The sequence below is a fragment of the Cupriavidus sp. HE11 genome (assembly GCF_056097175.1).
In genome coordinates this window covers 3,573,953-3,596,592 of record NZ_CP184464.1, presented here as the reverse complement: position 1 = coordinate 3,596,592, position 22,640 = coordinate 3,573,953, and the positions used below count along the sequence as shown (strand labels likewise).

The window sequence follows — 22,640 nt, the reverse complement described above, 5'->3', positions numbered from 1 at the left end:
AAGTTCAAGGAGACCTGACATGCCGCGCTTTGCCGCGAACCTCTCGATGATGTACACGGAGCACGACTTCCTGGACCGCTTTGCCGCCGCGGCAAAGGACGGCTTCCAGGCCGTGGAGTACCTGTTCCCGTACGATCATCCGGCCGCCGAGATCCGCCAGCGGCTGGACGCGCACGGCCTGACCCAGGCCCTGTTCAACGCGCCGCCGGGCGACTGGGGCGCCGGCGAGCGCGGCATCGCCGCCCTGCCCGGACGCGAGACCGAGTTCCGCAACGCGTTTGCAAAGGCGCTGGAATATGCGGCCGTGCTCGGCAACGACCGCGTGCACGTGATGGCCGGCATCGTGCCGGCCGACGCCGACCGCGCGCGCTGCCGCGCCGTCTACCTGGAGAACCTGGCCTACGCCGCCGCGTCGGCCGCCGCGCATGGCATCACGGTGCTGATCGAGCCGATCAACACGCGCGACATGCCGGGCTACTTCCTGAACCGCCAGGACGACGGCCAGGCCATCTGCCAGCAGGTGGGCGCCGCCAACCTGAAGGTGCAGTTCGACTGCTACCACTGCCAGATCGTGGAAGGCGATATCGCCAAGAAGCTGGAACGCGATTTTGCCGGTATCGGCCATATCCAGATAGCCGGCGTGCCCGAACGGCACGAGCCGGACATTGGCGAACTGAACTACCCGTACCTGTTCGACGTGATCGACCGGCTTGGCTACACGGGCTGGATCGGCTGCGAGTACCGCCCGCGCGCCGGCACGTCCGAGGGCCTGGGCTGGCTCAAGCCATACCTGAAGCGTTGATCCCCTGCAAACCCACCGGAATGTTGCAACCATGAACGTACTGATTACCGGCGGCGCCGGTTTCCTGGGCCTGCAACTGGCCCGCCTGCTGCTCAGGCGTGGCGCACTGAGCCTGGACGGCAAGGCCGTCACGATCGACAGGCTCACGCTGCTCGACGTGGTGGCGCCGCAGATCGACGATGCGCGTGTCCGCGTGGTGACCGGCGACCTGTCCGATCCGGCCGTGCTCGCGCAGGCCATCGACCGCGACACCGGGGCCATCTTCCACCTGGCCGCCGTGGTCAGCGGCCAGGCCGAGGCTGATTTCGACCTGGGCATGCGCGTGAACCTGGACGCCTCGCGGGCGCTGCTGGAAACGTGCCGCCAGCTTGGCCATGCGCCGCGCGTGGTGTTCACGAGTTCGGTCGCCGTCTACGGCGGCAAGCTGCCGCCCGTGGTGCAGGACGATACCGCGCTGAATCCGCAGTCCTCGTATGGCGCGCAGAAGGCCATCGGCGAATTGCTGCTGTCCGACTACAGCCGCAAGGGCTTTGTCGATGGCCGCGTGCTGCGCCTGCCGACGATCAGCGTGCGGCCGGGCAAGCCCAATGCCGCCGCGTCGTCGTTCGCCAGCGGCATCATCCGCGAACCGTTGTCGGGCGTGGCCGCCAACTGCCCGGTGCACCCGGACACCGCGCTTTGGCTGCTGTCGCCGCGCGGCGCGATCCAGGCACTGGTCAATGGCATCGAACTGGACGGCGCCCGTTTCGGCAACCGCCGTGTGGTGAACCTGCCGGGGCTGTCGGTGACTGCCGCGCAGATGGTGGACGCGCTGCGCCGCGTGGCAGGCGATGCGGTGGCCGACCGCGTGACCTGGGAGCGCGAGGATCGCATCGAGAAGATCGTCGGCACCTGGCCGGCCGCCTGGGACCCGTCCCGCGCGCTGGAACTGGGTTTTGTCAGCGATGCCGACTTCGATTCGGTGATCCAGGCCTATGCGGAGGATGCGGGCCTGTCGCTCTGAGCGGCCAGCCCGTAGTGCCGGACGGCATCGGCGCCTGGCCGACGCCGTCCGGCAGCTACCATGGCGCCAGCCGGCATCTTGCGCGTGACCGGTTCGGGTCGTTGCGGGCCGGTACTTCGGCGCGATAGTTCGCCACCGCCACGGCCGAGCGGGCGGGTACTTCGGCAATCCAGGCCGATGGGATCGCAAAGTTGACGTTCTGCGCCTCGCGCAACGTCATGTACGGCACGCCGATCAGCCGGCCGTCCACCAGCAACACCATCCTTCCAGGTGCCACCGGGGAGTTGCTGCGGCACACCTTACACGGCGGGCTTCGCCACCTCCCAGGCGTCGATGGTCTCGCGTACCTGCGCGGGAATCGGCGCCGACTTCTGCGTCTTCGGGTCGGCGCACACGTACACGATCTCGCCGGTAATCAGGTGCTCGTCACCGCGATACATCTCCACGCGGAACAGCATGCTTGAACGCCCCAGGCGCGCCATGCGGCCGCGGATGTCCAGCAAGTCGTCGAAGCGCGCCGAGGCGTGATATTCGAGCGTGGACTTGACCACGAAAATGTCCACGCCATGCGCGTGCAGCACGTCTTCAGGGTAGCGGATGCCCACCGCGCGCCAGTATTCGGTCACGCAGATATCGCAGTACGTCAGGTAGTGCGCGTTGAAGACGATCGACTGGGGATCGACCTCGGCCCAGCGCACGCGCAGCGGCATGCTGTGGCGGAAATCCTCTTTGGCCATCTGGCACAAGCTCCAAATGAAAAACGGGGCGCTCCGTGGAACGCCCCGTCCGGTGACAGGCTTATTGCGGCTTGTTCAGCCCCAGCTTCTCGATGATGGCGCGCTCGCGCTTGACGGTGTCGGCCGCAAAGGCAGCGTACTGGCTGCTGCTCATGTAGTACGGCTCCATGTCGAACTTCGCCAGCGATTCGCGATAGTTCGGCATCTCCATGGCCTGCTTGAATGCGTCATGCAGCTTCTTGACGATGGCCGGATCGGTGCCCTTGGGCGCCACCAGGCCGAACGGCGAGGTCTGCACGATGCCCATGCCCAGTTCCTTCAGCGTTGGCACGTTCGGGAAGCGCGCCGAGCGCTTGTCGCCCCAGGTGGACAGCAGGCGCAGCTTGCCAGATTCCACGTACTGGGCCCAGGCTGGCGTGTCGGCCACCGACATCACGTGGCCGCCCAGCAGCGCCTGCATCGATTCCGAGTTGCCCTTGTACGGGATATGCGAGAACTGCACGCCCTGGCGCATCGCCAGGTCTTCCATGGTCAGGTGCAGCGTGGTCATCGAGCCCGGCGAACCGTAGGTCAGCTTGCCCGGATTGGCCTTGGCGTAGGCGATGTAGTCCTGCATCGTCTTGATCGGCGAATCGGCGGGCACCACCAGGCCAAACGAATAGCCGGCCAGGTTGATGACGTAGTTCAGGTCCTTGACCGGATCCCAGTTGATCTTGGTGGTATACGGCAGGCGGTACACGGGCATGGCCACCTGGGCCAGCGTGTAGCCGTCCGGCGCGGTCGACTGCATCATCTGGGCGGGCAGCACACCGCCGGCACCGGGCTTGTTCTCGACGATCACGGGCTGCCCCAGGATCTTCGAGGCGTTGTCTGCCAGCACGCGGAACGGAATGTCGGTGGAACCGCCGGCCGTGTAGCCGATGATCAGGCGAATCGGACGGTTCGGGAATTTGTCCGCCTGGGCGTGTGCCGGCATGGCGGCCAGTCCAACTGCGGCCGAAGCGGCGATCAGGCCCACCTGGGCCATAAAGTGGCGGCGTTGCATGAGTGTTGTCTCCTTCTGCTGCAAAAAATGCACTGTTGCGACTTCGATAAACCGTGAAACAGTTGCAGGCCCGCCCCGGTTGTTTTGGGAAGGGGTCAGGCCGAAATCGTTGATGTACTACGTCTGGAACGCCTCCCGCAGCGCGGCGATGGCGTCGGCATGGGCGCCGGCCACCGCATGGATAAAGCGTCCCATCTTGAAGAAATCGTGAATCATCGCCGGGTAGTCGGCCAGCGTGGCTGCCACGCCTGCCGCCTGCAGCTTGGCCGCGTAGGCCACGCCTTCGTCGTGCATCGGATCGTAGCCAGCCACGGCGATCCAGGCCGGGCACACGCCCCGCACGTCGGCCCCCTGCCCGCCGCCATCGAGCGGCGCGAAGCGCCAGTCGTCGCGGCTGGCATCCTGGTCCAGATACTGGCCAAAGAACCACTGGATCATATCGGACGTCAGCAGGTAGCCGTCGGCCAGCGCGCGGTGCGACGGGGTGTCCTGGCGCGCGCTGGTGCCGGGATAGATCAGCATCTGCAGCACCGGTGCCAGGCCGGTATTGCGCGCCTCGACGGCACAGGCCGCCGCCAGCGTGCCGCCCGCGCTGTCGCCGCCCACGGCGATCTTGGCCGGGTCGGCGCCAAGCCGGGCCGCTTCGTCGAACACCCAGTGCAACACGTCGAAGGCGTCGTTGGCTGCAGTCGGGAATTTCCACTCCGGGCCCAGCCGGTAGTCGACCGACAGCACCAGGCAGTCGGCGCCATTGCAGAACACGCGGCACAGCGAATCGTGCGAATTGATACTGCCAACCGTGAAGCCACCGCCGTGGAAGTAGACCAGCAACGGCAGCGGATCGGCCCAGCTGGCCTCGCGCGGCGCATAGAGCCGTACCGGGATGGCGTGACCGTCGCGGGCCTTGACCGCGAAATCCTCGACGCTGTGCACCGCTGCCGGCGACAGGTCCAGGATCGGCGCGCTTTTCTCGTAGCCGATCTTGGCGTCCGCCGGATCCATCGTATGGATCGCCGGCCGCTTGGCCCGCGCAATCAGTTCCAGCAGCTGCGCGACCTGAGGGTCGAGCGGCTGGGCGGGCAAGCCGGGAACGGACGGAGAAAGCTGAGCGGACATAGAGACAGTCAAAATCGGACAATCGGCCATGTTAGACCGTTACCGACCGGGGGCACACCAGGATCACAAGCTCACAAATATTCGAATTGTGAACGGTCGTTCGATTTCCGTATCATGCCAGCCTTTCCGGCATGCAGCATTACGAAATAACCCTCAAGACAACGCTTGAAGCACCTTTTGCGCGATCACCGGCCATGCTTGCGATGCTGCCGGGCGCACGTTCCACGCCTATGCTTGTAGGGCGTGCGACGCCAGCACGGCACCCCTACAAATCAGGAGACACCATGACAGGCGAACACTTGCAGGTTGTGCATGGGGATATCACCCGGATGGAGGTCGATGCCATCGTCAATGCAGCCAATAACGGGCTGCTGGGCGGGGGCGGCGTGGACGGCGCCATTCACGGCGCGGGCGGGCCTGCCATCGGGGCCGCGTGCCGGGCCATTCGCGACGCCCAGGGAGGATGCCCGACTGGCGAGGCGGTCATCACCACCGGCGGGCTGCTGCCGGCGCCCTATGTCATTCATGCCGTGGGCCCGGTCTGGCAAGGCGGCGCGCAAAACGAAGATACGTTGCTGGCCAGCGCCTATCGCAACAGCATCCGGCTGGCGGCGGACCACAACCTGCGCACCGTGGCGTTTCCGAATATCAGCACCGGCATCTATGGCTTCCCGCGCGATCGGGCCGTGGAAATCGCCATCGGGGCGGTACGCGAAGCGTTGGGCCGCGCCCCGTCGATCGAGCAGGTGACCTTTGTCTGCTTCGACGACGAGAACTTCAAGCTGTATCGCGAACGGCTCAAATAGGCGTTGGCGCGCTGGCGCCTGTTGTTCGAGCCGCCAGCGCCGCCCTTCCCCTGCTGGGTGCCATCACGGCAGCATGCTGCGGATCAGCAGGTTGATCCGCTCTGGCTGCTCGTGAATGACCCAGTGCGTGCCTTCGGGTATACGTTCGAGCCGCAGGTCGGGCACGAAATCTTCCAGCCCGTCGACCAGCGACTTGGGCAGGGCGCGGTCGTTTTCGCCCCAGATCACCAGCGTCGGCACCCGGATCACGAACATGGCCGGGTCCAGCCGCGAGATATCGGGCGCGGTCTCGCCCGGTGCTGGCGGGTGCATCGGCGTGGCCCGGTAGTAATTGACGCCACCGGTCAGCGGATGCGACCCGTCGTCGCCAGGCGCCGACCATGCCGCGTGATACTTCGCACGGGTCTCGCCCGTGAACCAGGCCGGCACGGTGCCAGCCTCGCCTGTCAGCATCTTCTCCACCAGGGAAAAGTCGTTGGCCGCCAGCGCCTGCTCCGACCCGGGCTTGCGCAGCCAGTTCATATAGGCCGACGCCTGCTGCTGCGCCGGATCTGCCGACAGCGCCCGGGCAAACAGGTACGGATGGGGCGAGTTGATGATGACAAAGCGCTCGACCAGCTCCGGAAACTGCGCCACCAGGTTCCAGCAGACCGCCCCGCCCCAGTCGTGCGCCACGATCGTGCAGCGCTCGTAGCCCAGCACCCGGATCAGCTGCACCAGGTCTTCGACCAGCAGCTTCGGCTTGTAGGCATCGGGCGACGCCGGCTTGCTCGACAGGTTGAAGCCGCGCAGGTCGGGCGCCACCGCGAAATGGGTCTGGCCGAATTCCGCCAGTTGCCGCTCCCACGCGTACCAGAACTCCGGAAAGCCGTGCACGAACAGGATCAGCGGCTTGCCCGGCTCGCCCGCACTGCCGTAATGCAGCCGCGTGCCGTTGGGCAGGTTGGCGAACTGCAAATGGTGAATCACGGCGGGTGCGGTCATCGTTGTCTCCCTGGCCATTTCTGCCATCACAGGTCTCCCGATCGACGATGCAAGAAAGTGGCCAGGTCAGCCACGCAGCGCGGCCACCAGGCCAGCGCGGACTTCGGGCTTGTCGCCGAACGCATCGCCAGGATTGGTCTGGCCAATGATGTGTTCCATGCGGTGCCGCACCGTATCCAGGGCCTGCGGGTGGGAATAAATATAGAAGCTTTCGTCGCGGACGGCGTCGAACGTCATCTGCGCGACGTCAGCCGCCGTGACCTTGCCCGAACTGACTGCCTTGTCGGACAGCGCCTGCGACACCATCTGCGAGCGCGTGGGCGGCGCGTCGTTGGTCAGGCCGGACGGCCGGTTTCGGTGCGACTGGCTGATGCCGGTCGGCACGAAGTATGGGCACAGTACCGAGCACCGCACCTGATCGGTGACCAGGCCAAGGTCGTGGTAAAGCGTCTCGGTCAGCGACACCACCGCGTGCTTGGACACGTTGTAGACGCCCATTGCCGGCGGGTTCAGCAGCCCGGCCATCGACGCGGTGTTGACGATGTGGCCCTGGAACGTCGGGTCCTTCTTTGCGGCCTCCAGCATCAGCGGCGTGAAGATCCGTACGCCGTGGATCACGCCGTACAGGTTGACGCCCAGCACCCACTCCCAGTCCTTCTCGGTGTTTTCCCAGACGAAGCCGCCCGCACCCACGCCGGCATTGTTGAAGACCAGGTTGACCTCGCCGAAGGCCGTCATGGCCGCATCGGCCAGCGCCTGAACCTGTTCGGCTTTCGATACATCTGTGCGCAACCCGATCACCTGGGCACCCTGCGCCTTGAGCTCCGCCACGGTAGTGTCGAGCGCGTCTTCCTGGACGTCGGCCAGTACAAGCTTCATGCCCAACTGGGCGCCAATCCGCGCGAATTCCTTGCCGAATCCCGATGCGCCACCGGTAATGACGGCGACCTTGCCTTCGAACTGCTTCATGGGTGTCTCCTCCGTTTTCGGATTCTTGTCGGTTTGCTCCCCTCTCCTGCAAGTGGGAGAGGGGAAAAAAACTGCACCACTCGATGCCTCAGCCTGCCGCCTGGACGTGGTAGCCCTGGCGCGGGAAATGCACGTTGACCGCGCCTGCGCGCGGGTCCTGCCGGCGAACCGTGACCACATGCTCGGTCAGCGTCAGCAACACGCCAGCCACCGGATCTTTCGCGTAGTCGGTAGGGGTGACGGTCACCGCATCGCCGGCCGAAAAACCGGCGCCGGGCAGGATGGTCGTGTCATGCGGCTGCGGGTCGTGATCGTAGGCATCGGCAATGGCTGACTCGGAAGGAATCACGCGCAGCTTGCCGTGGCCGTACGCCTGCATGCGCGCAAACCACGTCTTGACCAGCGGATACCCGTCGAGCAGCGCCGCCAGCGCCGGGGCCCGGCGGATAAACCAGATGCAGTGGAACAGCGAGAAATCGGCAATCGACAGTTCCGGCCCGGCCACATGCTGCAGGCCGGTGGACAACTGCTCCTGCAGCCGTGCAAAGGTCTCGTGCAGCATTGCCGCCGCTTCCGGCAACGGCATGCGCAGCGCGTTGGTGTCGCCGCGCATGGCCTTGCGGTCGGCCATGAAGGCCTGGATCTGCCCGGGCGTCAGGTGCGCCAGCATCGCCTGCACCCCGGCCGGCTGCATCGCGTAGGTGACCGTGGCCGTAAACAGCGCGCTGTCGATCCACGCGGCCATGATGCGCGACTGCGCCGCCTGGGCAGCCGGATACAGCGGCGGATTGGGCGTCATCCGGTCCAGTACCGCGCAGATCAGCGCCGTATCGCAATAGATATCGGCGCCAATCTGCATGACCGGCGTGCGGCGGTAGCCACCGGTCAGCGCCGTGACGTCCGGCTTGGGCATGATCGGCGGAATTTCCACCGCGCACCAGGACAAGCCCTTGGCGCCCAGTACCAGCCGAACTTTCTCGGAAAACGGCGATGTTGCGTATTGATGAAGGATGATGTCGGGCATCTTGGCCTTTCAGGAAGAGATCAGAGAGATCGATTCCTTCTTAATCGAGCAGATCCGGCTGTTCTTTAACGATACGTGCGTATAACGGCTGGAACTGGAACCAGCCGGCCTGCGCCGTGCCGACGATCGAATAGGCCTGGCGGGCCGCCGCATCGCCAATCAGCTTCGGTGCCTGGCCCGTCCGGGCGGCCGCCGATTCGGCCAGGATCTGCACCTGGCACGACCGCTCCATGGTGATAAACCACCAGGCGGCCTCGTCCACGGTCTTGCCCACCGTCAGCAGGCCATGGTTCTGCAGGATGGCCGCCTTGTTGGCGCCCAGCGCATTGGCGATGCGCTGGCCTTCGTCCAGCTCGACCACCACGCCGCCAAAATCGTCGTACAGCGCGTGGTCGTTGTAGAACGCGCAGACATCCTGCGTCAGCGGATCGAGCTTGCGGCCCAGCGTGGACCACGCGCGACCGTAGGTGCTGTGCGAATGCGCGGCGGCAACGGCGTCTTCCCGCGTCTGGTGCACGCGCGAGTGGATGGCAAAGGCTGCCGCATTCACCGGGTAGTCGCCCTCCACCACGTTGCCGTGGTGATCGCAGCGGATCAGGTTCGAGACCTTGACGTGGCTGAAATGCACGCCAAACGGGTTGACCCAGAACGTGTCGGTGAACTCGGGGTCGCGCGCCGTGATGTGGCCGGCCACGCCTTCGTCGAAGCCAAATTTGGAGAACAGCCGGAACGCCGCCGCCAGCCGCTGCTTGCGATGCAGCCGTTCCTGTGCCGGCGTGTCGAACTTGGGCGGGCGCGGCAGGTTGCGGTAGCGGGCCTTGACCTCTTCGGACAGGCCAGCGGCCATGTCGTCCTTGTCAGTGGCAGTTTGCGGGGCGTTCATGGCTGTCTCCTGTTCTTTTATGGGGTTGGTGTGCCGGTCAGGCCAGCTTTACCAGTTGCTTGCCGAAGTTCTTGCCCTTGAGCAGGCCAGTAAAGGCTTCCGGCGCGCTGGCGATCCCTTCGGCAATGCTCTCGCGGAACTTGATCTTGCGCTGCGCCACAAAGCCGCCCAGTTCCTTGAGCGCCTGCGGCCAGACGTCCATGTGCTCGGACACGATGAAGCCCTCGATCTTGCAGCGCGATACCAGGATGGCGCGCGGGTTGCGGATCGGCATGTCCTGGCCGTCGTAGCCGGCGATCAGGCCACACACGGCGATCCGCGCGAACGGGTTCAGGCGGGCCAGCACCACGTCGAGGATGTCGCCGCCCACGTTCTCGAAGTAGCCGTCGATACCCTTAGGCGTCACGGCCTTGACCATCGCGTAAAGCTCCTTGGCGTCCTTGGCCGCCTTGTAGTCCACGCAGGCATCGAAGCCCAGTTCATTGGTCACGTAGTCGCACTTGTCCTTGCCGCCGGCCACGCCCACCACGTAGCAGCCTGCCAGCTTGGCAAGCTGGCCAACCACGCTGCCCACCGCGCCAGAGGCCGCGCTGACGACGATGGTCTCGCCCGCTTTCGGGGCGATGATCTTGTTCAGGCCATACCAGGCCGTCACGCCGGGCATGCCCACGGAACCCAGGTAGGCCGACAGCGGAATATGCGTGGTATCCACCTTCTGCATGCCGCCGCCATCGGTCACGCCAATTTCCTGCCAGCCGAACATGCCGACGACCTTGTCGCCAACGTTCCATTTCGGGTTCTTGCTGGCGATAACCTCGCCCACGGTGCCGCCGATCATGACTTCGCCCAGCGGTTGCGGATCGGCATACGACTTGCTGTCGCTCATGCGGCCGCGCATATACGGGTCCAGCGACAGGAAATGGTTGCGCACCATGACCTGGCCGTCGGCCAGTTCCGGCACGGCCACTTCTTCCAGGCGGAAGTTCTCGGGCGTGACGGCTGCGGTGGGACGCGATGCCAGTACGATGCGCTTGTAGGTTTGCTTCGACATGTGGGTTCCTTCGCTCGGTTTGCGCCTGGCTTGTGCCTGGTTTGCGCGGTTTGCGTAATGAAAGGACAACTTCGGGTGCAACGGGATCAGCCGTCGGCGCCCGAATCCGCCGCCCCGGTTTCCCGCTTGGGCGGCATGCGCTTGATGTACTTGAACGTGCCCGAGGCCTTCGACACGATCTTGCCGTCGGCGTCGACGATCTCGCCTTCGCAGAACACCATGGTCGACGTACGATGCACGGTCTGGCCGCGCGCCGTCAGCTTGCCGCGCCCCGGCGACATGAAGCTGGTCTTCATCTCGATGGTGACCACGCCCCGCCCATCGGCGTCCGACGAGCGGCCGGCGATCGCCATCGCCACGTCGAGCAGGGTCATGATCACGCCGCCGTGCGCCATGTCCCAGCTGTTCTGGTGGCGCTTCTGCAGGTCCAGCTCGATCTCGCTGCGGCCGCCTTCCATGTAGTTGCACAGCACGCCGAGATCGGCCAGGAATGGGATGTTCAGTTGACGTTGGGTCATGGTTGGGGGCTAATAAAATACGTGGCGTGATTATGCGCCCGTCGCCGGCATTGCCGGCACCCGGCCGCGCTCACACCGTACTTACACCGCGCTGACCCCGCCATCCACCGCCAGGATCTGCCCCGTGATGTGCTTGCCGGCATCCGACGCAAACAGCAGCGCGGCGCCCTTCAGGTCTTCGTCATCGCCCAGGCGGTGCAGCGGCACGCCCTCGCACATCTTGTCCACGCCCAGGCGGTCCAGCGAGCCCTTGGTCATCTTCGACGGGAAGAAGCCCGGTGCCAGCGCGTTGACCGTAATGTTGTGCTCGCCCCATTCGCCGGCCAGCGTACGCGTGAAGTTGACCACGGCGCCCTTCGACGTGTTGTAGGCAATCGTCTCCATCGAGCCCGGCGGGTTGCCACCCAGGCCTGCAATCGACGCCACATTGATGATGCGGCCGTGGCGGCGCGGGATCATCGACAGCTTGCCGATCTTCTGCGACAGCAGGAACAGACCACGGATATTCAGGTTCATCACCTTGTCCCAGGCCTCGATCGGGTGATCCTCGGCCGGGGCACCCCACGTGGCACCCGCGTTATTGACGAGGATGTCGACGTGGCCGAGCTTTGCCAGGGCCTCGTCCGCCAGGCGCGCGATCTCGTCGTCGCGCGAGCCATCGGCGGCAATCCAGTCGGCCTCGATGCCGCGGGCCTTCAGGTGCGCCTGCGCCGACTGCAGTTCGTCAGCCTTGCGCGCCGACAGCACCACTCGTGCGCCCTGCTCGCCCAGCGCCTCGGCAATCTGCAGGCCAAGCCCGCGCGAGCCGCCGGTAATCAGCGCGGTACGGCCCTTGAGGTCGAACAGTTGCTGGATGGTTCTCATGGTTGTCTCCGTTTCTTTCTTGTGCATTTCCGCAAGGCGCCAGAAACGAAGCCAATCGTCCCTGGCGGCTTGCGATTCAGAACCAGGCGTCCTGCATGTCCAGCGTCGTCCGGTCCAGCGAGGCCAGCAGGTCGAGCTGCGGATACACCTTCGGCAGTTCGAACCGGAAGAAGTAAGCCGCGGCCGCGAGCTTGCCGCGATAGAAGTCGGCATCCTCGCCTGTCGCGCCAGTCAGCGCGGCTTGCGCCACCAGCGCCTGCTCAAGCCAGATCCACGACACCACGACATGGCCGAACGCCTCCAGATAGACCGACGCATTGGCAAGTGTCACGTTCGGATCGCCGGCCGACCACAGCGTACGCGTGACTTCGGCCAGCCGCGCGGCAGCGGCACCCAGCGCACGGGCCTGGTCGCCCAGCACCTTGTCGCCACTGGCTACGGCGCGTTCGCAGGTCGACTGCACGCGCTGGCCCAGCAGCTGGAAGGCCGCCCCGTCCTGCATGACCACCTTGCGGCCCAGCAGATCCAGGCCCTGGATGCCGTGCGTGCCTTCGTGGATCGGATTCAGGCGGTTGTCGCGATAGAACTGCTCGACGTTGTATTCCCGCGTATAGCCGTAGCCGCCATGCACCTGGATAGCCAGGCTGTTGGCTTCCAGGCACCACTGCGACGGCCAGCTCTTGGCAATCGGCGTCAGGATATCGAGCAGCAGCGACAGCTCGCGCTGCCTTGCCGTCTCGCCGGCGGCCCTGGCGGCGTGTTCATCGTCCACCAGCCTCGCGCAGTACAGGTTAAGCGCCAGGCCACCTTCGACATAGCTCTTCTGCGCCAGCAGCATGCGGCGCACATCGGCGTGCTCGACGAGCTTGACCTGCGGGCTGGCCGGGTCCTTGCCCTGCGGCCCGACCGGCCGGCCCTGCGGACGATTGCGCGCGTAGTCCAGCGCATGCAGGTAGCCCGTGTAGCCCAGCGCCACCGCGCCCAGCCCCACGCCGATACGCGCCTCGTTCATCATGTGGAACATGCAGGCCAGGCCCTTGTGCGGCTCGCCCACCAGGTAGCCGATGGCGCCGGCCTTGCCGTCCGGCTTGTACTTCATGCCCTCGCCGAAGTTCAGCAGGCAGTTGGTGGTGCCCCGGTAGCCCATCTTGTGGTTCAGCCCGGCCAGCACCACGTCGTTATGCTCGCCCAGCGAGCCGTCCGGGTTGACCAGGTACTTGGGGACGATAAACAGCGAGATGCCCTTCACGCCCGGGATCAGCTTGCCGTCAGGACCCGGAATCTTTGCCAGCACCAGATGCACGATGTTGTCGGACAGTTCGTGCTCGCCGGCCGAGATCCACATCTTGTTGCCGCGCAGCCGGTATTGCTGGCCCAGCGGCGATTCGCCTTCGTAGTCGGCACGCGTGGTGACATCCGACAGCGACGACCCGGCCTGGGGCTCCGACAGGCACATCGTGCCGAAGAAGCGGCCCTCCAGCTCGGGGCGCACGAAGGTGTCGATCTGCGCCGGCGTGCCGTGGGTAAGCAGCAGGTTGGAATTGCCGATGGTCAGGAACGGATACGAACTCGTCCCGACATTGGCAGCCTTGAAATATGCAAACGCCGCCTTTTCCAGCGTGACCGGCAGTTGCATGCCACCATACTCGTAGTCCTGCCCGGCGGCCATCAGGCCGGCCTCGCAGAACGCCTTCAGCGCTGTCTTGACTTCGGGGATGATCGTGACGGTGTCGCCGTCGAAGTGCGGCTCGTGGGCGTCGCTCTTCTTGTTATGCGGCGCAAACAGGTCCGTGGCGATCTTTTCGCAGGTATCGAGCGCGGCGTCGAAGGTTTCGCGCGAGTGGTCTGCAAAACGGGGAATCTGCGTCAGTGACTCGGCGTTGAGCCATTCGTACAGGACGAAATTGAGGTCACGACGGGAGAGAATCAGCGACATGGGAGGCAACACTCCTGGCTGAAAAAGCGCGGCAGACAGCCGTCGCAAGGGGGTAGGAAGCCACGCCCTCCCTGCGTGGCGGAGAGGGCGCGAAACATCGTCAGTCCGATGAGGCCAGCAGGCTTACAGGACTTCGAACAGGCCGGCGGCACCCTGGCCGCCGCCAATGCACATCGTCACCACGACGTACTTGACACCGCGGCGCTTGCCTTCGATCAGCGCATGGCCGACCAGGCGGGCACCGGACACACCGTACGGGTGACCCACGGCGATGGCGCCGCCGTTGACGTTCAGGCGGTCCATGGGGATGCCGAGCTTGTCGGCGCAGTACAGCACCTGCACCGCAAATGCCTCGTTCAGTTCCCACAGGCCGATATCCTCGACCTTCAGGCCCGTCTTCTTCAGCAGCTTCGGCACCGCGAACACCGGGCCGATACCCATTTCATCGGGCTCGCAGCCGGCCACGGCAAAACCGCGGAACACGCCCAGCGGCTGCAGGCCCTTGGCGGCCGCCACGCGGGCGTTCATCACCACGGCAGCCGAGGCGCCGTCCGAGAACTGCGACGCATTGCCGGCCGTGATAACGCCACCCGGCATGGCCGTGCGGATCTTCGACACGCCTTCCAGGGTAGTGTCGGCGCGGATGCCTTCGTCGGCGTCGATCGTCACTTCCCTGGTCATCAGCTGACCCGTAGCCTTGTCGGCCACGCCGGCGAGTACCGTCATCGGCACGATCTCGTCCTTGAACTTGCCGGCTTCCAGGGCCGCTGCGGCACGCAGCTGGCTCTGCACGCCATACTCGTCCTGGCGTTCCTTCGAGATGTTGTAGCGCTTGGCCACGTTCTCGGCGGTCTGCAGCATGCTCCAGTAGATTTCCGGCTTGTTCTTGTTCAGCCAGCTTTCCTGGATCATGTGGCGGTTCATCTCCTGCTGCACGCACGAGATCGACTCCACGCCGCCAGCCACGAAGATATCGCCTTCGTCGGCAATCACGCGCTGCGCGGCCATGGCGATGGTCTGCAGGCCGGACGAGCAGAAGCGGTTCACGGTGGCGCCGGGCACGGTCACCGGGCAGCCGGCGCGCAGGGCGATCTGGCGGGCGATGTTGGCACCGGTGGCGCCTTCGGGGTTGGCACAGCCCATCAGCACGTCTTCCACTTCACCGGCCTCGATCTTGGCGCGCGCGATGGCGTGCTGGACGGCGTGACCGCCCAGGGTGGCGCCGTGGGTCATGTTGAAAGCGCCCTTCCAGCTCTTGGCCAGCCCGGTACGGGCCGTGGATACGATGACTGCCTCGTTCATGTGTTGCTCCTCGGTATCTTGGTGTCTCTAGCTAACTAGCTAACTTGCGACAAATATTCGGTATGTCGACGTGAATCGTCAGGATTCGGGCAACCAGGGGTTGTGGTTCGGACTGCCGGCCAGCAACGCCGCGGACGTCGTGCGCTGGACGCCGGCCGCAGCCAGCGCCTGCCACGCGCGGGCCAGCGATCCGTCCAGATCGATCGCCCGGCAGGCGTCTTCCACGATCACTGCCTCGAAGCCCGCCGCGCGCGCATCGAGCGCGCTCCAGGCCACACAGTAATCGGTCGCCAGCCCCACGCAGATCACCCGACGGACGCCCTGCTCGCGCAGGTAGCCCCCCAGGCCGGTCTTCGTCGTGCGATCCGCTTCCAGGAACGCGCTGTAGCTGTCCACGCCGGCGTGGAGACCCTTGCGGATCACCAGCCGAGCATGCGGTACACACAGGTCCGCATGCAACGCGGCGCCTGGGGTGTCCTGCACACAGTGGTCGGGCCACAGCACCTGCTCGCCATACGGCAGCGTGGTGGTCTGGAACGGCGCGCGCCCGACATGGCTGGTGGCAAACGAAGCATGCCCGGCCGGATGCCAGTCCTGCGTCAGCACCACGTGGTCGAATACCGGCGCCAGCCGGTTGATCACGGGCACGACTTCGTCGCCCTGCGGCACGGCCAGCGCGCCACCGGGCATGAAGTCGTTCTGCACGTCGATCACCAGCAGGCAGTCCTGCGCGCCGTAGGCCATGATTCCGCGTTCCCCTGTTTTCCTTCGATTCAGGTCGTCGTGACTCAGCCGTTGAAGCCCTTGCCCTCGTCGGCCAGCTTCTGCAGCAGCGGGGCCACCTTCCAGGCTTCGCCGTGGTAACCCTTGGCGTAGCGCTTCATGGACTGGGCCACGTTGAACAGGCCAACCTGGTCTGCGTAGAGCATCGGGCCGCCACGGAACAGCGGGAAGCCGTAGCCGGTCAGGTAGACCATGTCGATGTCCGACGCCTTCGACGCAATGCCTTCTTCCAGGATCTTCGCGCCTTCGTTGACCAGCGCGAACACCAGGCGCTCGACGATTTCCTCATCGGAAATCTTGCGGCGCGTGATGCCGAGTTCCTTCGAGTGCTCGACGATCATCTCGTTGACCTGGGCGTTCGGGTACGGCTTGCGGTCGCCCGCCTTGTAGTCGTACCAGCCGGCACCGGTCTTCTGGCCGAAGCGGCCCAGCTCGCAGAGCTTGTCGGCGGTCTTCGAATACTGGATGTCCGGCTTGTCCACGGCGCGGCGCTTGCGGATGGCCCAGCCGATGTCGTTGCCGGCCAGGTCGCCCATGCGGAACGGGCCCATGGCGAAGCCGAACTTCTCGATGGCGCGGTCCACCTGTTCGGGCAGCGCGCCCTCGTCCAGCAGGTAGCCGGCCTGGCGGCTGTACTGCTCGATCATGCGGTTACCGATGAAGCCGTCGCAGACGCCCGATACCACGGCAGTCTTCTTGATCTTCTTGGCGATCTGCATGACCGTGGCCAGCACGTCCTTGCCGGTCTTCTCGCCGCGCACCACTTCCAGGAGCTTCATGACGTTGGCCGGGCTGAAGAAGTGCATGCCGACCACGTCCTGCGGACGCTTGGTGAACGAGGCAATCTTGTTCACGTCGAGGGTGGACGTGTTGGAGGCCAGGATCGCGCCCGCCTTCATCACTTCGTCCAGCTTCTTGAACACGATTTCCTTGACGCCCATTTCCTCGAACACGGCCTCGATGACCATGTCGGCGTCCTTGATGTCGTCATAGGACAGCGTAGTGGTCAGCAGGCCCATGCGCTGCTCGACCTTTTCCTGCGTGAGCTTGCCCTTCTTGGCGCTGTTTTCGTAGTTCTTGCGGATCGTGCCCACGCCGCGGTCCAGCGCTTCCTGCTTGGTTTCCAGCATCGTCACGGGGATGCCGGCGTTCAGGAAGTTCATCGTGATGCCGCCGCCCATCGTGCCGGCGCCAATCACGGCTACGCGCTCGATCTTGCGGATCGGGGTATCGCCAGGCACATCGGGGATCTTGCTGGCGGCACGCTCGCCGAAGAAGGCATGGCGCAGCGCGCGCGATTCCGGCGTGCCCACCAGGAACATGAAGCCTTCGCGCTCTTCCTTCAGGCCGGCTTCGAACGGCTTGAGCGAGGCGGCCACGGCCTCCACGCATTTCGACGGCGCCGGGAAGTTCTTGGCCACGGCCGCCACGGTGTTCTTGGCGAAGGCCAGGAAGCCCTCTGCGTTTTCGTGGCGTACCTTCAGGTCGCGCACCTTCGGGTACGGGCCGGGGGCCGCTGCCACGTTCTGGGCGAACTTGACGGCAGCAGGCAGCACGTCGCCATCGACCAGCTCGTCGAACAGCTTCGAACCAGCAAACTTTTCCGAGGGGATGGCCGTGCCGGACACGATCATGTTCAGCGCGTGCTCCAGGCCGATCAGGCGCGGCAGGCGCTGCGTACCGCCCGCGCCGGGCAGCAGGCCCAGCTTGACTTCGGGCAGCGCGATCTGCGCACCCTTGGCGGCCACACGGTAGTTACAGCCCAGGGCCAGCTCCAGGCCGCCGCCCATGGCAACGGAGTGGATGGCGGCCACGACCGGCTTGGTCGACGCTTCCAGCGCGCGGATCACCGAATGCAGGGTCGGTTCCTGCGTGGCCTTGGGGGTATTGAATTCACGGATATCGGCGCCGCCCGAGAACGCCTTGCCTGCACCGGTAATGACGACGGCCTTGACGGCGGCATCGTCCAGCGCACGGGTCAAGCCTTCGACGATGCCCAGGCGGGTGCTGTGACCGAGGCCGTTGACCGGGGGATTGTCGAGCGTGATAACGGCTACGCCGTCCTGTACCTGATACTGCGCTGTCATACGCGTTCCTTTGGTATTTGCGAGCCCTTCGTCTTTCTAGGGGCTCATGGGTTGTCTCGGGATTCGAATTCTCGAATGCAGTTCTTGCTCTGGTCGTGCCGGAACTTCGGGCTGCTTGTCCGACGGCCCGCAATCCCTTGTGCCACAAGCCATCCGGCCTGAAAGCGGAACAAGCATACACAAAATAGCACGGTCGTTCAATTTCAATTTTCGACCATGTCAGGGCCGTCATGCGCGGCCTTCATGGCAGCTTTATCCGCCGTTCATGTTGATCCTGCGACGGGGCTGAAACCCTCAGGGGGAACCCGTAGGGATCCGGCATCGAATTCGTAATTTATGCCGCAAACACCACTTTGAATTCGAGCACCCGAAGGCGAGCAAGTTTTTCGAGGCAGGCCTCCAAATCCCGGACCACGGCGTCATTCAGCTGGTGCGATGACGCTCACATCCCGCTGCTTGACGACCGCCAATGGAACACAGGCCGATATTCGATACCGTCCGGCAACCACTTTGACAAATGGAAGGAACGGATGAGCTTCCTGGTGAGTGATGTCGTACGGGACATCGAGAGAAGTCGGCACCTGCGGATGCTGCTAACGGAGGCCCATCGCACAAGGTTCGGCCTCACCGGACGCACCGACGACATCCGGACAATGGTCGCGAAGACTTCGTGGACACCTTCATCAAATATGGCAAGAACATCCAGCTACGCGTCTGCTACCGAGCGTTTTGCGAGAATGGCCGTTGCCGGGCTGGCAATCCTGGTGGCACAGGGAATGGTCCGGCATCTGATTGCGGGCATACACAACGAATACTTCTGGACGATGCTGGCCTACCTGGCCGCTGCACTGCCTGCACTTACGGCCGTGGCGTTGCCCAGGCGTTGCGATACGCGCTGGTGGCCATGGTGCGCCACATTCTTCGCCATCACCGCGATCGGCGTGGCCTACGCGTACTTGCCGTCTCGATGACCGGCGTCTTTACACCTCCAGCCACTCCTTCCGGATCTGCGCGTTTGCCTTGAGTTCGGTCGGCGTGCCTTCGAACACGATATGTCCGTGGCCCATCACGTAGACGCGCTGCGAGATATCCAGTGCGATGGCCAGTTTCTGTTCGATCAGCAGCACGGATACGCCGCGCTCCTTGAGCGTCTTGAGGAAGTCGCCCACCAGCGTGACGATCATCGGCGCCAGGCCCTCGGTGGGCTCGTCGATCAGGATCAGGTCGGGGTCGCCCATCAGCGTCCGACACAGCGTCAGCATCTGCTGCTCGCCGCCGGACAGCACGCCCGCCGACGTGTTCTCGCGTTCCTTGAGCCGGGGGAACATGCGGTACATATCCTCCACGCTCCAGCGTGGCTTCTGCTGGCGCGGATTGCGCTTCTCGCCCAGCAGCAGGTTCTGCCGCACGGTCAGCGTCGGGAAAATGTCGCGGTTCTCGGGCACATAGCCAATCCCGGCATGGGCAATCTCGAACGTGCGGCGCCCCAGGATCTCGTCGCCACGAAAGCGTACCGACCCTTCGGCCTTGACCATGCCGAGGATGGCCTTGGCCATGGTCGACCGGCCCACGCCGTTGCGACCCAGCAGCGCCACGATCTCGCCTTCGTCGACATGGGCATCGACGCCGTGCAGGATATGGCTCTTGCCGTAGTAGGCGTGCAGGCCGGTGACTTCCAGCATGGGCTTGCTCATTCGTGGGCTCCTGCCAGCGCGGGTTCGTCGAGCGTGGTGCCCAGGTAGGCCTCCTTGACGCGGCGGTTGTTGCGGATGGCCTCGGGCGTGTCGGTGGCGATCACCTCGCCATACACCAGCACCGAAATACGGTCGGCCAGGCCGAACACCACGCTCATGTCGTGCTCCACCATGACCAGCGTCTTGCCCACGGTCACCTTGCGGATCAGCTCCACGGCATGGTCCGATTCCGACCGGCTCATGCCGGCCGTGGGCTCGTCCAGCAAGATCACCTCGGCCCCGCCAGCGATGGTGATGCCGATCTCCAGCGCACGCTGCTCGGCATACGTCAGCAGCCCGGCCTGGGTATTGCGGCGGTGCTGCATGCCAATCAGTTCCAGCACCTCGTCGGCCCGCTCCTTTGCGTCGCGCAGCGCCGACAACCGGTGCCAGAACGAATATTTGTAGCCCAGCGACCATAGCACCGCACAGCGCAGGTTCTCGAACACCGACAGCCGGTGGAAGATATTCGTGATCTGGAAGCTGCGCGACAGGCCCATGCGGTTGATCTCGAACGGCCGTAGCCCGGCAATGCTCTGGCCGTTCAGTTTCACCGCCCCCGAGGTGGGCGCGAACCGGCCCGAGATCAGGTTGAACGTGGTCGATTTGCCGGCCCCGTTTGGACCGATCAGCGCATGCCGCTCGCCCTTGCCGATGGTCAGCGTCACGCCCCGGATGATCTCGGTCTGCCCGAACCGCTTGCGGACATCCGAAAGTTCGAGTGCGGCGTTCATGCCAGGCCTCCCGTTTCCGCCTGTATGGCGTCCAGTTCGGCGCGCACCTTTGCCGCCGCCCAGCGCCATGCCGCATAGCCCACCGCCCACAGCGCTGCCGCCACGATCCACGGCAGCAGCGTGCCGGCGTCGAATCCGATGCCGAGCAGCGACATGGCCGTGCCATTGGCACTATCGACCTGCACCTTGTAGACCATCTCCACTGTCAGGATCATGGCCGCCAGCAGCACCAGGCCCGCCACGCCAGCCCGTGCGTACGACGGCAGCATGCGGCCGAACTGCTTTTTGGCCACCAGCGGCAACTGCATCAGCAGCAGGCTGGCAATGCCGCCCGGCACGAACATCACCATGCCCACGAAGAACAGGCCCAGGTACAGCAGCCAGGCCTTGGTCAGGTCCGATAGCGCCACGGCGAACAGCGTGAAGACGATGGCGCCGATGACCGGGCCGAAGAACACGCCCGCGCCACCGATGAACGCGGCCAGCAGCACGCCGCCGGAACGGACGGCGCTGACGTTTTCGGCCGACACGATCTCGAAGTTGATGGCCGACAGCGCGCCGGCGATGCCGGCAAAGAACGCCGACAGGATCAGCACCAGGTAGCGCACGCGCTGGGTGTTGTAGCCGATGAATTCCACGCGCTCGGGATTGTCCCGTACCGCGTTGGCGATACGGCCCAGCGGCGTCTGGGTCCAGGCGTACATGGCCACCATCGACAGGAAGCACCAGATCGCAATCAGGTAGTAGACCTGCCGGCCCGGGCCGTACGTAATGCCCAGGATCGGATCGCCGACCACGCGGTTGGTGGAAATGCCCCCTTCGCCGCCGAAGAAATCAGGGAACATCAGCGAACTGGCAAACACCATCTCGCCGATACCCATCGTGATCATGGCAAAGGTGGTGCCGGATTTCTTCGTGGTTACGTAGCCGAACAGCACGCCGAAGAACGCGCCGGCCAGCCCGCCCACCAGCGGCAGCATCGACACCGGCAGCCAGACCTTGCCCGCGCCGATCATGTTCAGCACATGTACCGCGATAAACGCGCCCAGGCCCGAGTAGACGGCATGCCCGAACGACAGCATGCCGGTCTGCCCCAGCAGCATGTTGTACGACAGCGCGAAGATGATCATGATGCCCATCTGGGACATCAGCGTCACGGCAAACCCGCCACTGAAGCCCAGCGGCATCACCAGCATCAGCAAGGCCGTGGTGGTCCAGATGATCCAGCGCGCCAGGTTCAGCGGGCGGTAGCGCAGGGTGCGGCCGGTCACCACCGGCTGGGAGCTTTGTTGCATCGTCGTCGACTCCATCGCTCAGCTCTCCCGGGTGCCCATCAGCCCGCGTGGGCGGAATATCAGCATCACCACCAGCAGCAGGTACGGCAGCACGGGCGCCACCTGCGCCACGGTGAGCTTCCAGACCGAACTGAATGGCGTGGCATCGGTAACGGCCATGCCGAAGCTGCCGAACAGGCCTGCCAGCGACGCATCGATGGTCACCGCGAAGGTCTGCAGCACCCCGATCAGGATCGATGCGATGAACGCCCCGACCAGCGAGCCCATGCCGCCCACCACCGCCACGACGAAGACGATCGACCCGACGGCCGCCGCCATCGACGGCTCGGTGACAAAGGCGTTGCCGCCAATCACGCCCGCCAGGCCGGCCAGCGCCGCCCCGCCGCCGAACACCATCATGAATACGCGCGGCACGTTGTGGCCCAATGCCTCGACCATCTCGGGGTGGGTCAGCGCCGCCTGGATGACCAGGCCGATACGCGTACGCGTCAGCACCAGGTAGATCGCTACCAGCATGCCCAGCGATACCAGCATCATGAACGCCCGATACTTGGGGAACGACGAGGTAAAGACCGTGAACAGCGGCCCGTCGAGTTCGGCCGGGATGCGATACGGCACCGCAGCCAGGCCCCAGACCAGCTTGACGCCTTCCTCGATCAGGTAGGCCAGTCCGAACGTGAATAGCAGTTCGGCCACGTGGCCGTACTTGTGGACGGTGCGCAGCCCGAAGCGCTCCACCAGCGCCCCGGCTCCGGCCACCAGCAGCGGCGCCAGGATCAGCGCCGGCCAGAAGCCGAGCTTGGTGGCGATGGTGTAGGCAAAATAGGCACCCAGCATGTAGAAGCTGGCATGGGCGAAATTGAGCACGCCCATCATGCTGAAGATCAGCGTCAGCCCCGATGACAGCATGAACAGCAGCAAGCCGTAGCTGACGCCGTTCAGTAGCGAGATGATGAAGAATTCCACGG

The 22,640-nt window shown here is 64.9% G+C and carries 23 protein-coding genes; 4 read left to right on the top strand and 19 right to left on the bottom strand.

Features of this window, described 5'->3' with window-relative positions; all coding sequences use genetic code 11:
• Positions 1 to 19 precede the first annotated feature (19 nt).
• Positions 20 to 802 (top strand): 2-oxo-tetronate isomerase, encoded by a 783-nt coding sequence (otnI, locus tag ACOABP_RS16820; RefSeq protein WP_066738034.1) that lies wholly within the window; start codon positions 20 to 22, stop codon positions 800 to 802.
• Positions 803 to 833: 31 nt separating this feature from the next.
• A complete protein-coding gene (gene denD / locus ACOABP_RS16815) occupies positions 834 to 1,805 on the top strand; it encodes a D-erythronate dehydrogenase (protein WP_474226286.1) in 972 nt (323 codons plus the stop codon).
• Between the two features lie 55 nt (positions 1,806 to 1,860).
• Here denD and ACOABP_RS16810 read toward each other — a convergent pair whose 3' ends face one another.
• From ACOABP_RS16810 to ACOABP_RS16795, 4 genes are all read right to left on the bottom strand, one after another.
• Entirely contained in the window at positions 1,861 to 2,082 is a 222-nt protein-coding gene (locus tag ACOABP_RS16810; protein WP_474226285.1) for a hypothetical protein, read from the bottom strand.
• A gap of 22 nt (positions 2,083 to 2,104) precedes the next feature.
• Positions 2,105 to 2,542 (bottom strand): YbgC/FadM family acyl-CoA thioesterase, encoded by a 438-nt coding sequence (locus ACOABP_RS16805; RefSeq protein WP_474226283.1) that lies wholly within the window; start codon positions 2,540 to 2,542, stop codon positions 2,105 to 2,107.
• A gap of 61 nt (positions 2,543 to 2,603) precedes the next feature.
• Complete coding sequence (locus ACOABP_RS16800) at positions 2,604 to 3,587, bottom strand: tripartite tricarboxylate transporter substrate binding protein (RefSeq protein ID WP_066738040.1); 984 nt, start codon at positions 3,585 to 3,587, stop codon at positions 2,604 to 2,606.
• Between the two features lie 117 nt (positions 3,588 to 3,704).
• Positions 3,705 to 4,703 carry an alpha/beta hydrolase gene (locus ACOABP_RS16795; RefSeq protein ID WP_474226282.1) on the bottom strand — a complete coding sequence of 333 codons (999 nt, stop codon included), beginning with the start codon at positions 4,701 to 4,703 and terminating at the stop codon, positions 3,705 to 3,707.
• 284 nt (positions 4,704 to 4,987) lie between these two features.
• Here ACOABP_RS16795 and ACOABP_RS16790 point away from each other — a divergent pair, with 284 nt between their 5' ends.
• Complete coding sequence (locus ACOABP_RS16790) at positions 4,988 to 5,509, top strand: O-acetyl-ADP-ribose deacetylase (protein ID WP_474226280.1); 522 nt, start codon at positions 4,988 to 4,990, stop codon at positions 5,507 to 5,509.
• Positions 5,510 to 5,572: 63 nt separating this feature from the next.
• Here the strand turns inward: ACOABP_RS16790 and ACOABP_RS16785 are convergent, their stop codons facing one another.
• The 11 genes from ACOABP_RS16785 to ACOABP_RS16735 all read right to left on the bottom strand — a co-directional run bounded on the left by ACOABP_RS16785 (position 5,573) and on the right by ACOABP_RS16735 (position 17,910).
• The gene (locus ACOABP_RS16785; protein ID WP_474226279.1) at positions 5,573 to 6,493 is read right to left on the bottom strand and encodes an alpha/beta fold hydrolase; all 921 of its coding nucleotides are present in this window, start codon (positions 6,491 to 6,493) and stop codon (positions 5,573 to 5,575) included.
• A 66-nt stretch (positions 6,494 to 6,559) separates the two neighbouring features.
• Positions 6,560 to 7,462 carry an SDR family oxidoreductase gene (locus ACOABP_RS16780; protein ID WP_474226277.1) on the bottom strand — a complete coding sequence of 301 codons (903 nt, stop codon included), beginning with the start codon at positions 7,460 to 7,462 and terminating at the stop codon, positions 6,560 to 6,562.
• An 88-nt stretch (positions 7,463 to 7,550) separates the two neighbouring features.
• A complete protein-coding gene (locus ACOABP_RS16775; protein WP_474226275.1) occupies positions 7,551 to 8,486 on the bottom strand; it encodes a glutathione S-transferase family protein in 936 nt (311 codons plus the stop codon).
• A gap of 40 nt (positions 8,487 to 8,526) precedes the next feature.
• Entirely contained in the window at positions 8,527 to 9,369 is an 843-nt protein-coding gene (locus tag ACOABP_RS16770) for a class II aldolase/adducin family protein (RefSeq protein WP_066738048.1), read from the bottom strand.
• A 37-nt stretch (positions 9,370 to 9,406) separates the two neighbouring features.
• Entirely contained in the window at positions 9,407 to 10,420 is a 1,014-nt protein-coding gene (locus ACOABP_RS16765; protein ID WP_474226273.1) for an NADP-dependent oxidoreductase, read from the bottom strand.
• 86 nt (positions 10,421 to 10,506) lie between these two features.
• On the bottom strand, positions 10,507 to 10,938 hold the full coding sequence (locus ACOABP_RS16760; protein WP_474226272.1) for a PaaI family thioesterase: 432 nt from the start codon (positions 10,936 to 10,938) through the stop codon (positions 10,507 to 10,509).
• 81 nt (positions 10,939 to 11,019) lie between these two features.
• Positions 11,020 to 11,802, bottom strand: a complete 783-nt coding sequence (locus tag ACOABP_RS16755) for an SDR family oxidoreductase (protein ID WP_066738898.1) — start codon at positions 11,800 to 11,802, stop codon at positions 11,020 to 11,022.
• Between the two features lie 76 nt (positions 11,803 to 11,878).
• Complete coding sequence (locus ACOABP_RS16750; RefSeq protein WP_474226270.1) at positions 11,879 to 13,738, bottom strand: acyl-CoA dehydrogenase; 1,860 nt, start codon at positions 13,736 to 13,738, stop codon at positions 11,879 to 11,881.
• 123 nt (positions 13,739 to 13,861) lie between these two features.
• On the bottom strand, positions 13,862 to 15,040 hold the full coding sequence (locus tag ACOABP_RS16745) for an acetyl-CoA C-acyltransferase (RefSeq protein WP_313837770.1): 1,179 nt from the start codon (positions 15,038 to 15,040) through the stop codon (positions 13,862 to 13,864).
• 78 nt (positions 15,041 to 15,118) lie between these two features.
• Complete coding sequence (gene pncA / locus ACOABP_RS16740; protein ID WP_474226268.1) at positions 15,119 to 15,784, bottom strand: bifunctional nicotinamidase/pyrazinamidase; 666 nt, start codon at positions 15,782 to 15,784, stop codon at positions 15,119 to 15,121.
• A gap of 44 nt (positions 15,785 to 15,828) precedes the next feature.
• Positions 15,829 to 17,910 (bottom strand): 3-hydroxyacyl-CoA dehydrogenase NAD-binding domain-containing protein, encoded by a 2,082-nt coding sequence (locus tag ACOABP_RS16735; protein ID WP_474226266.1) that lies wholly within the window; start codon positions 17,908 to 17,910, stop codon positions 15,829 to 15,831.
• 530 nt (positions 17,911 to 18,440) lie between these two features.
• On the opposite strand from ACOABP_RS16735, the gene ACOABP_RS16730 reads away from it, so the two are divergent.
• Positions 18,441 to 18,881 (top strand): hypothetical protein, encoded by a 441-nt coding sequence (locus tag ACOABP_RS16730; RefSeq protein WP_474226265.1) that lies wholly within the window; start codon positions 18,441 to 18,443, stop codon positions 18,879 to 18,881.
• A gap of 9 nt (positions 18,882 to 18,890) precedes the next feature.
• On the opposite strand, the gene ACOABP_RS16725 is transcribed toward ACOABP_RS16730, so the two are convergent.
• Genes ACOABP_RS16725 through ACOABP_RS16710 form a run of 4 tightly spaced genes read right to left on the bottom strand, consistent with a single transcriptional unit; the run spans position 18,891 to position 22,638 of the window.
• Positions 18,891 to 19,604 carry an ABC transporter ATP-binding protein gene (locus tag ACOABP_RS16725; RefSeq protein WP_474226264.1) on the bottom strand — a complete coding sequence of 238 codons (714 nt, stop codon included), beginning with the start codon at positions 19,602 to 19,604 and terminating at the stop codon, positions 18,891 to 18,893.
• Positions 19,601 to 20,377, bottom strand: coding sequence for an ABC transporter ATP-binding protein (locus tag ACOABP_RS16720; RefSeq protein ID WP_474226262.1), 777 nt, complete (start codon positions 20,375 to 20,377; stop codon positions 19,601 to 19,603). The genes ACOABP_RS16725 and ACOABP_RS16720 overlap by 4 nt, the downstream gene beginning before the upstream one ends.
• On the bottom strand, positions 20,374 to 21,687 hold the full coding sequence (locus ACOABP_RS16715) for a branched-chain amino acid ABC transporter permease (RefSeq protein ID WP_474226260.1): 1,314 nt from the start codon (positions 21,685 to 21,687) through the stop codon (positions 20,374 to 20,376). Before ACOABP_RS16715 ends, ACOABP_RS16720 begins: the two co-directional genes overlap by 4 nt.
• A 3-nt stretch (positions 21,688 to 21,690) precedes the next feature.
• Positions 21,691 to 22,638, bottom strand: a complete 948-nt coding sequence (locus tag ACOABP_RS16710) for a branched-chain amino acid ABC transporter permease (protein WP_066738071.1) — start codon at positions 22,636 to 22,638, stop codon at positions 21,691 to 21,693.
• Between the last annotated feature and the right edge of the window lie 2 nt (positions 22,639 to 22,640).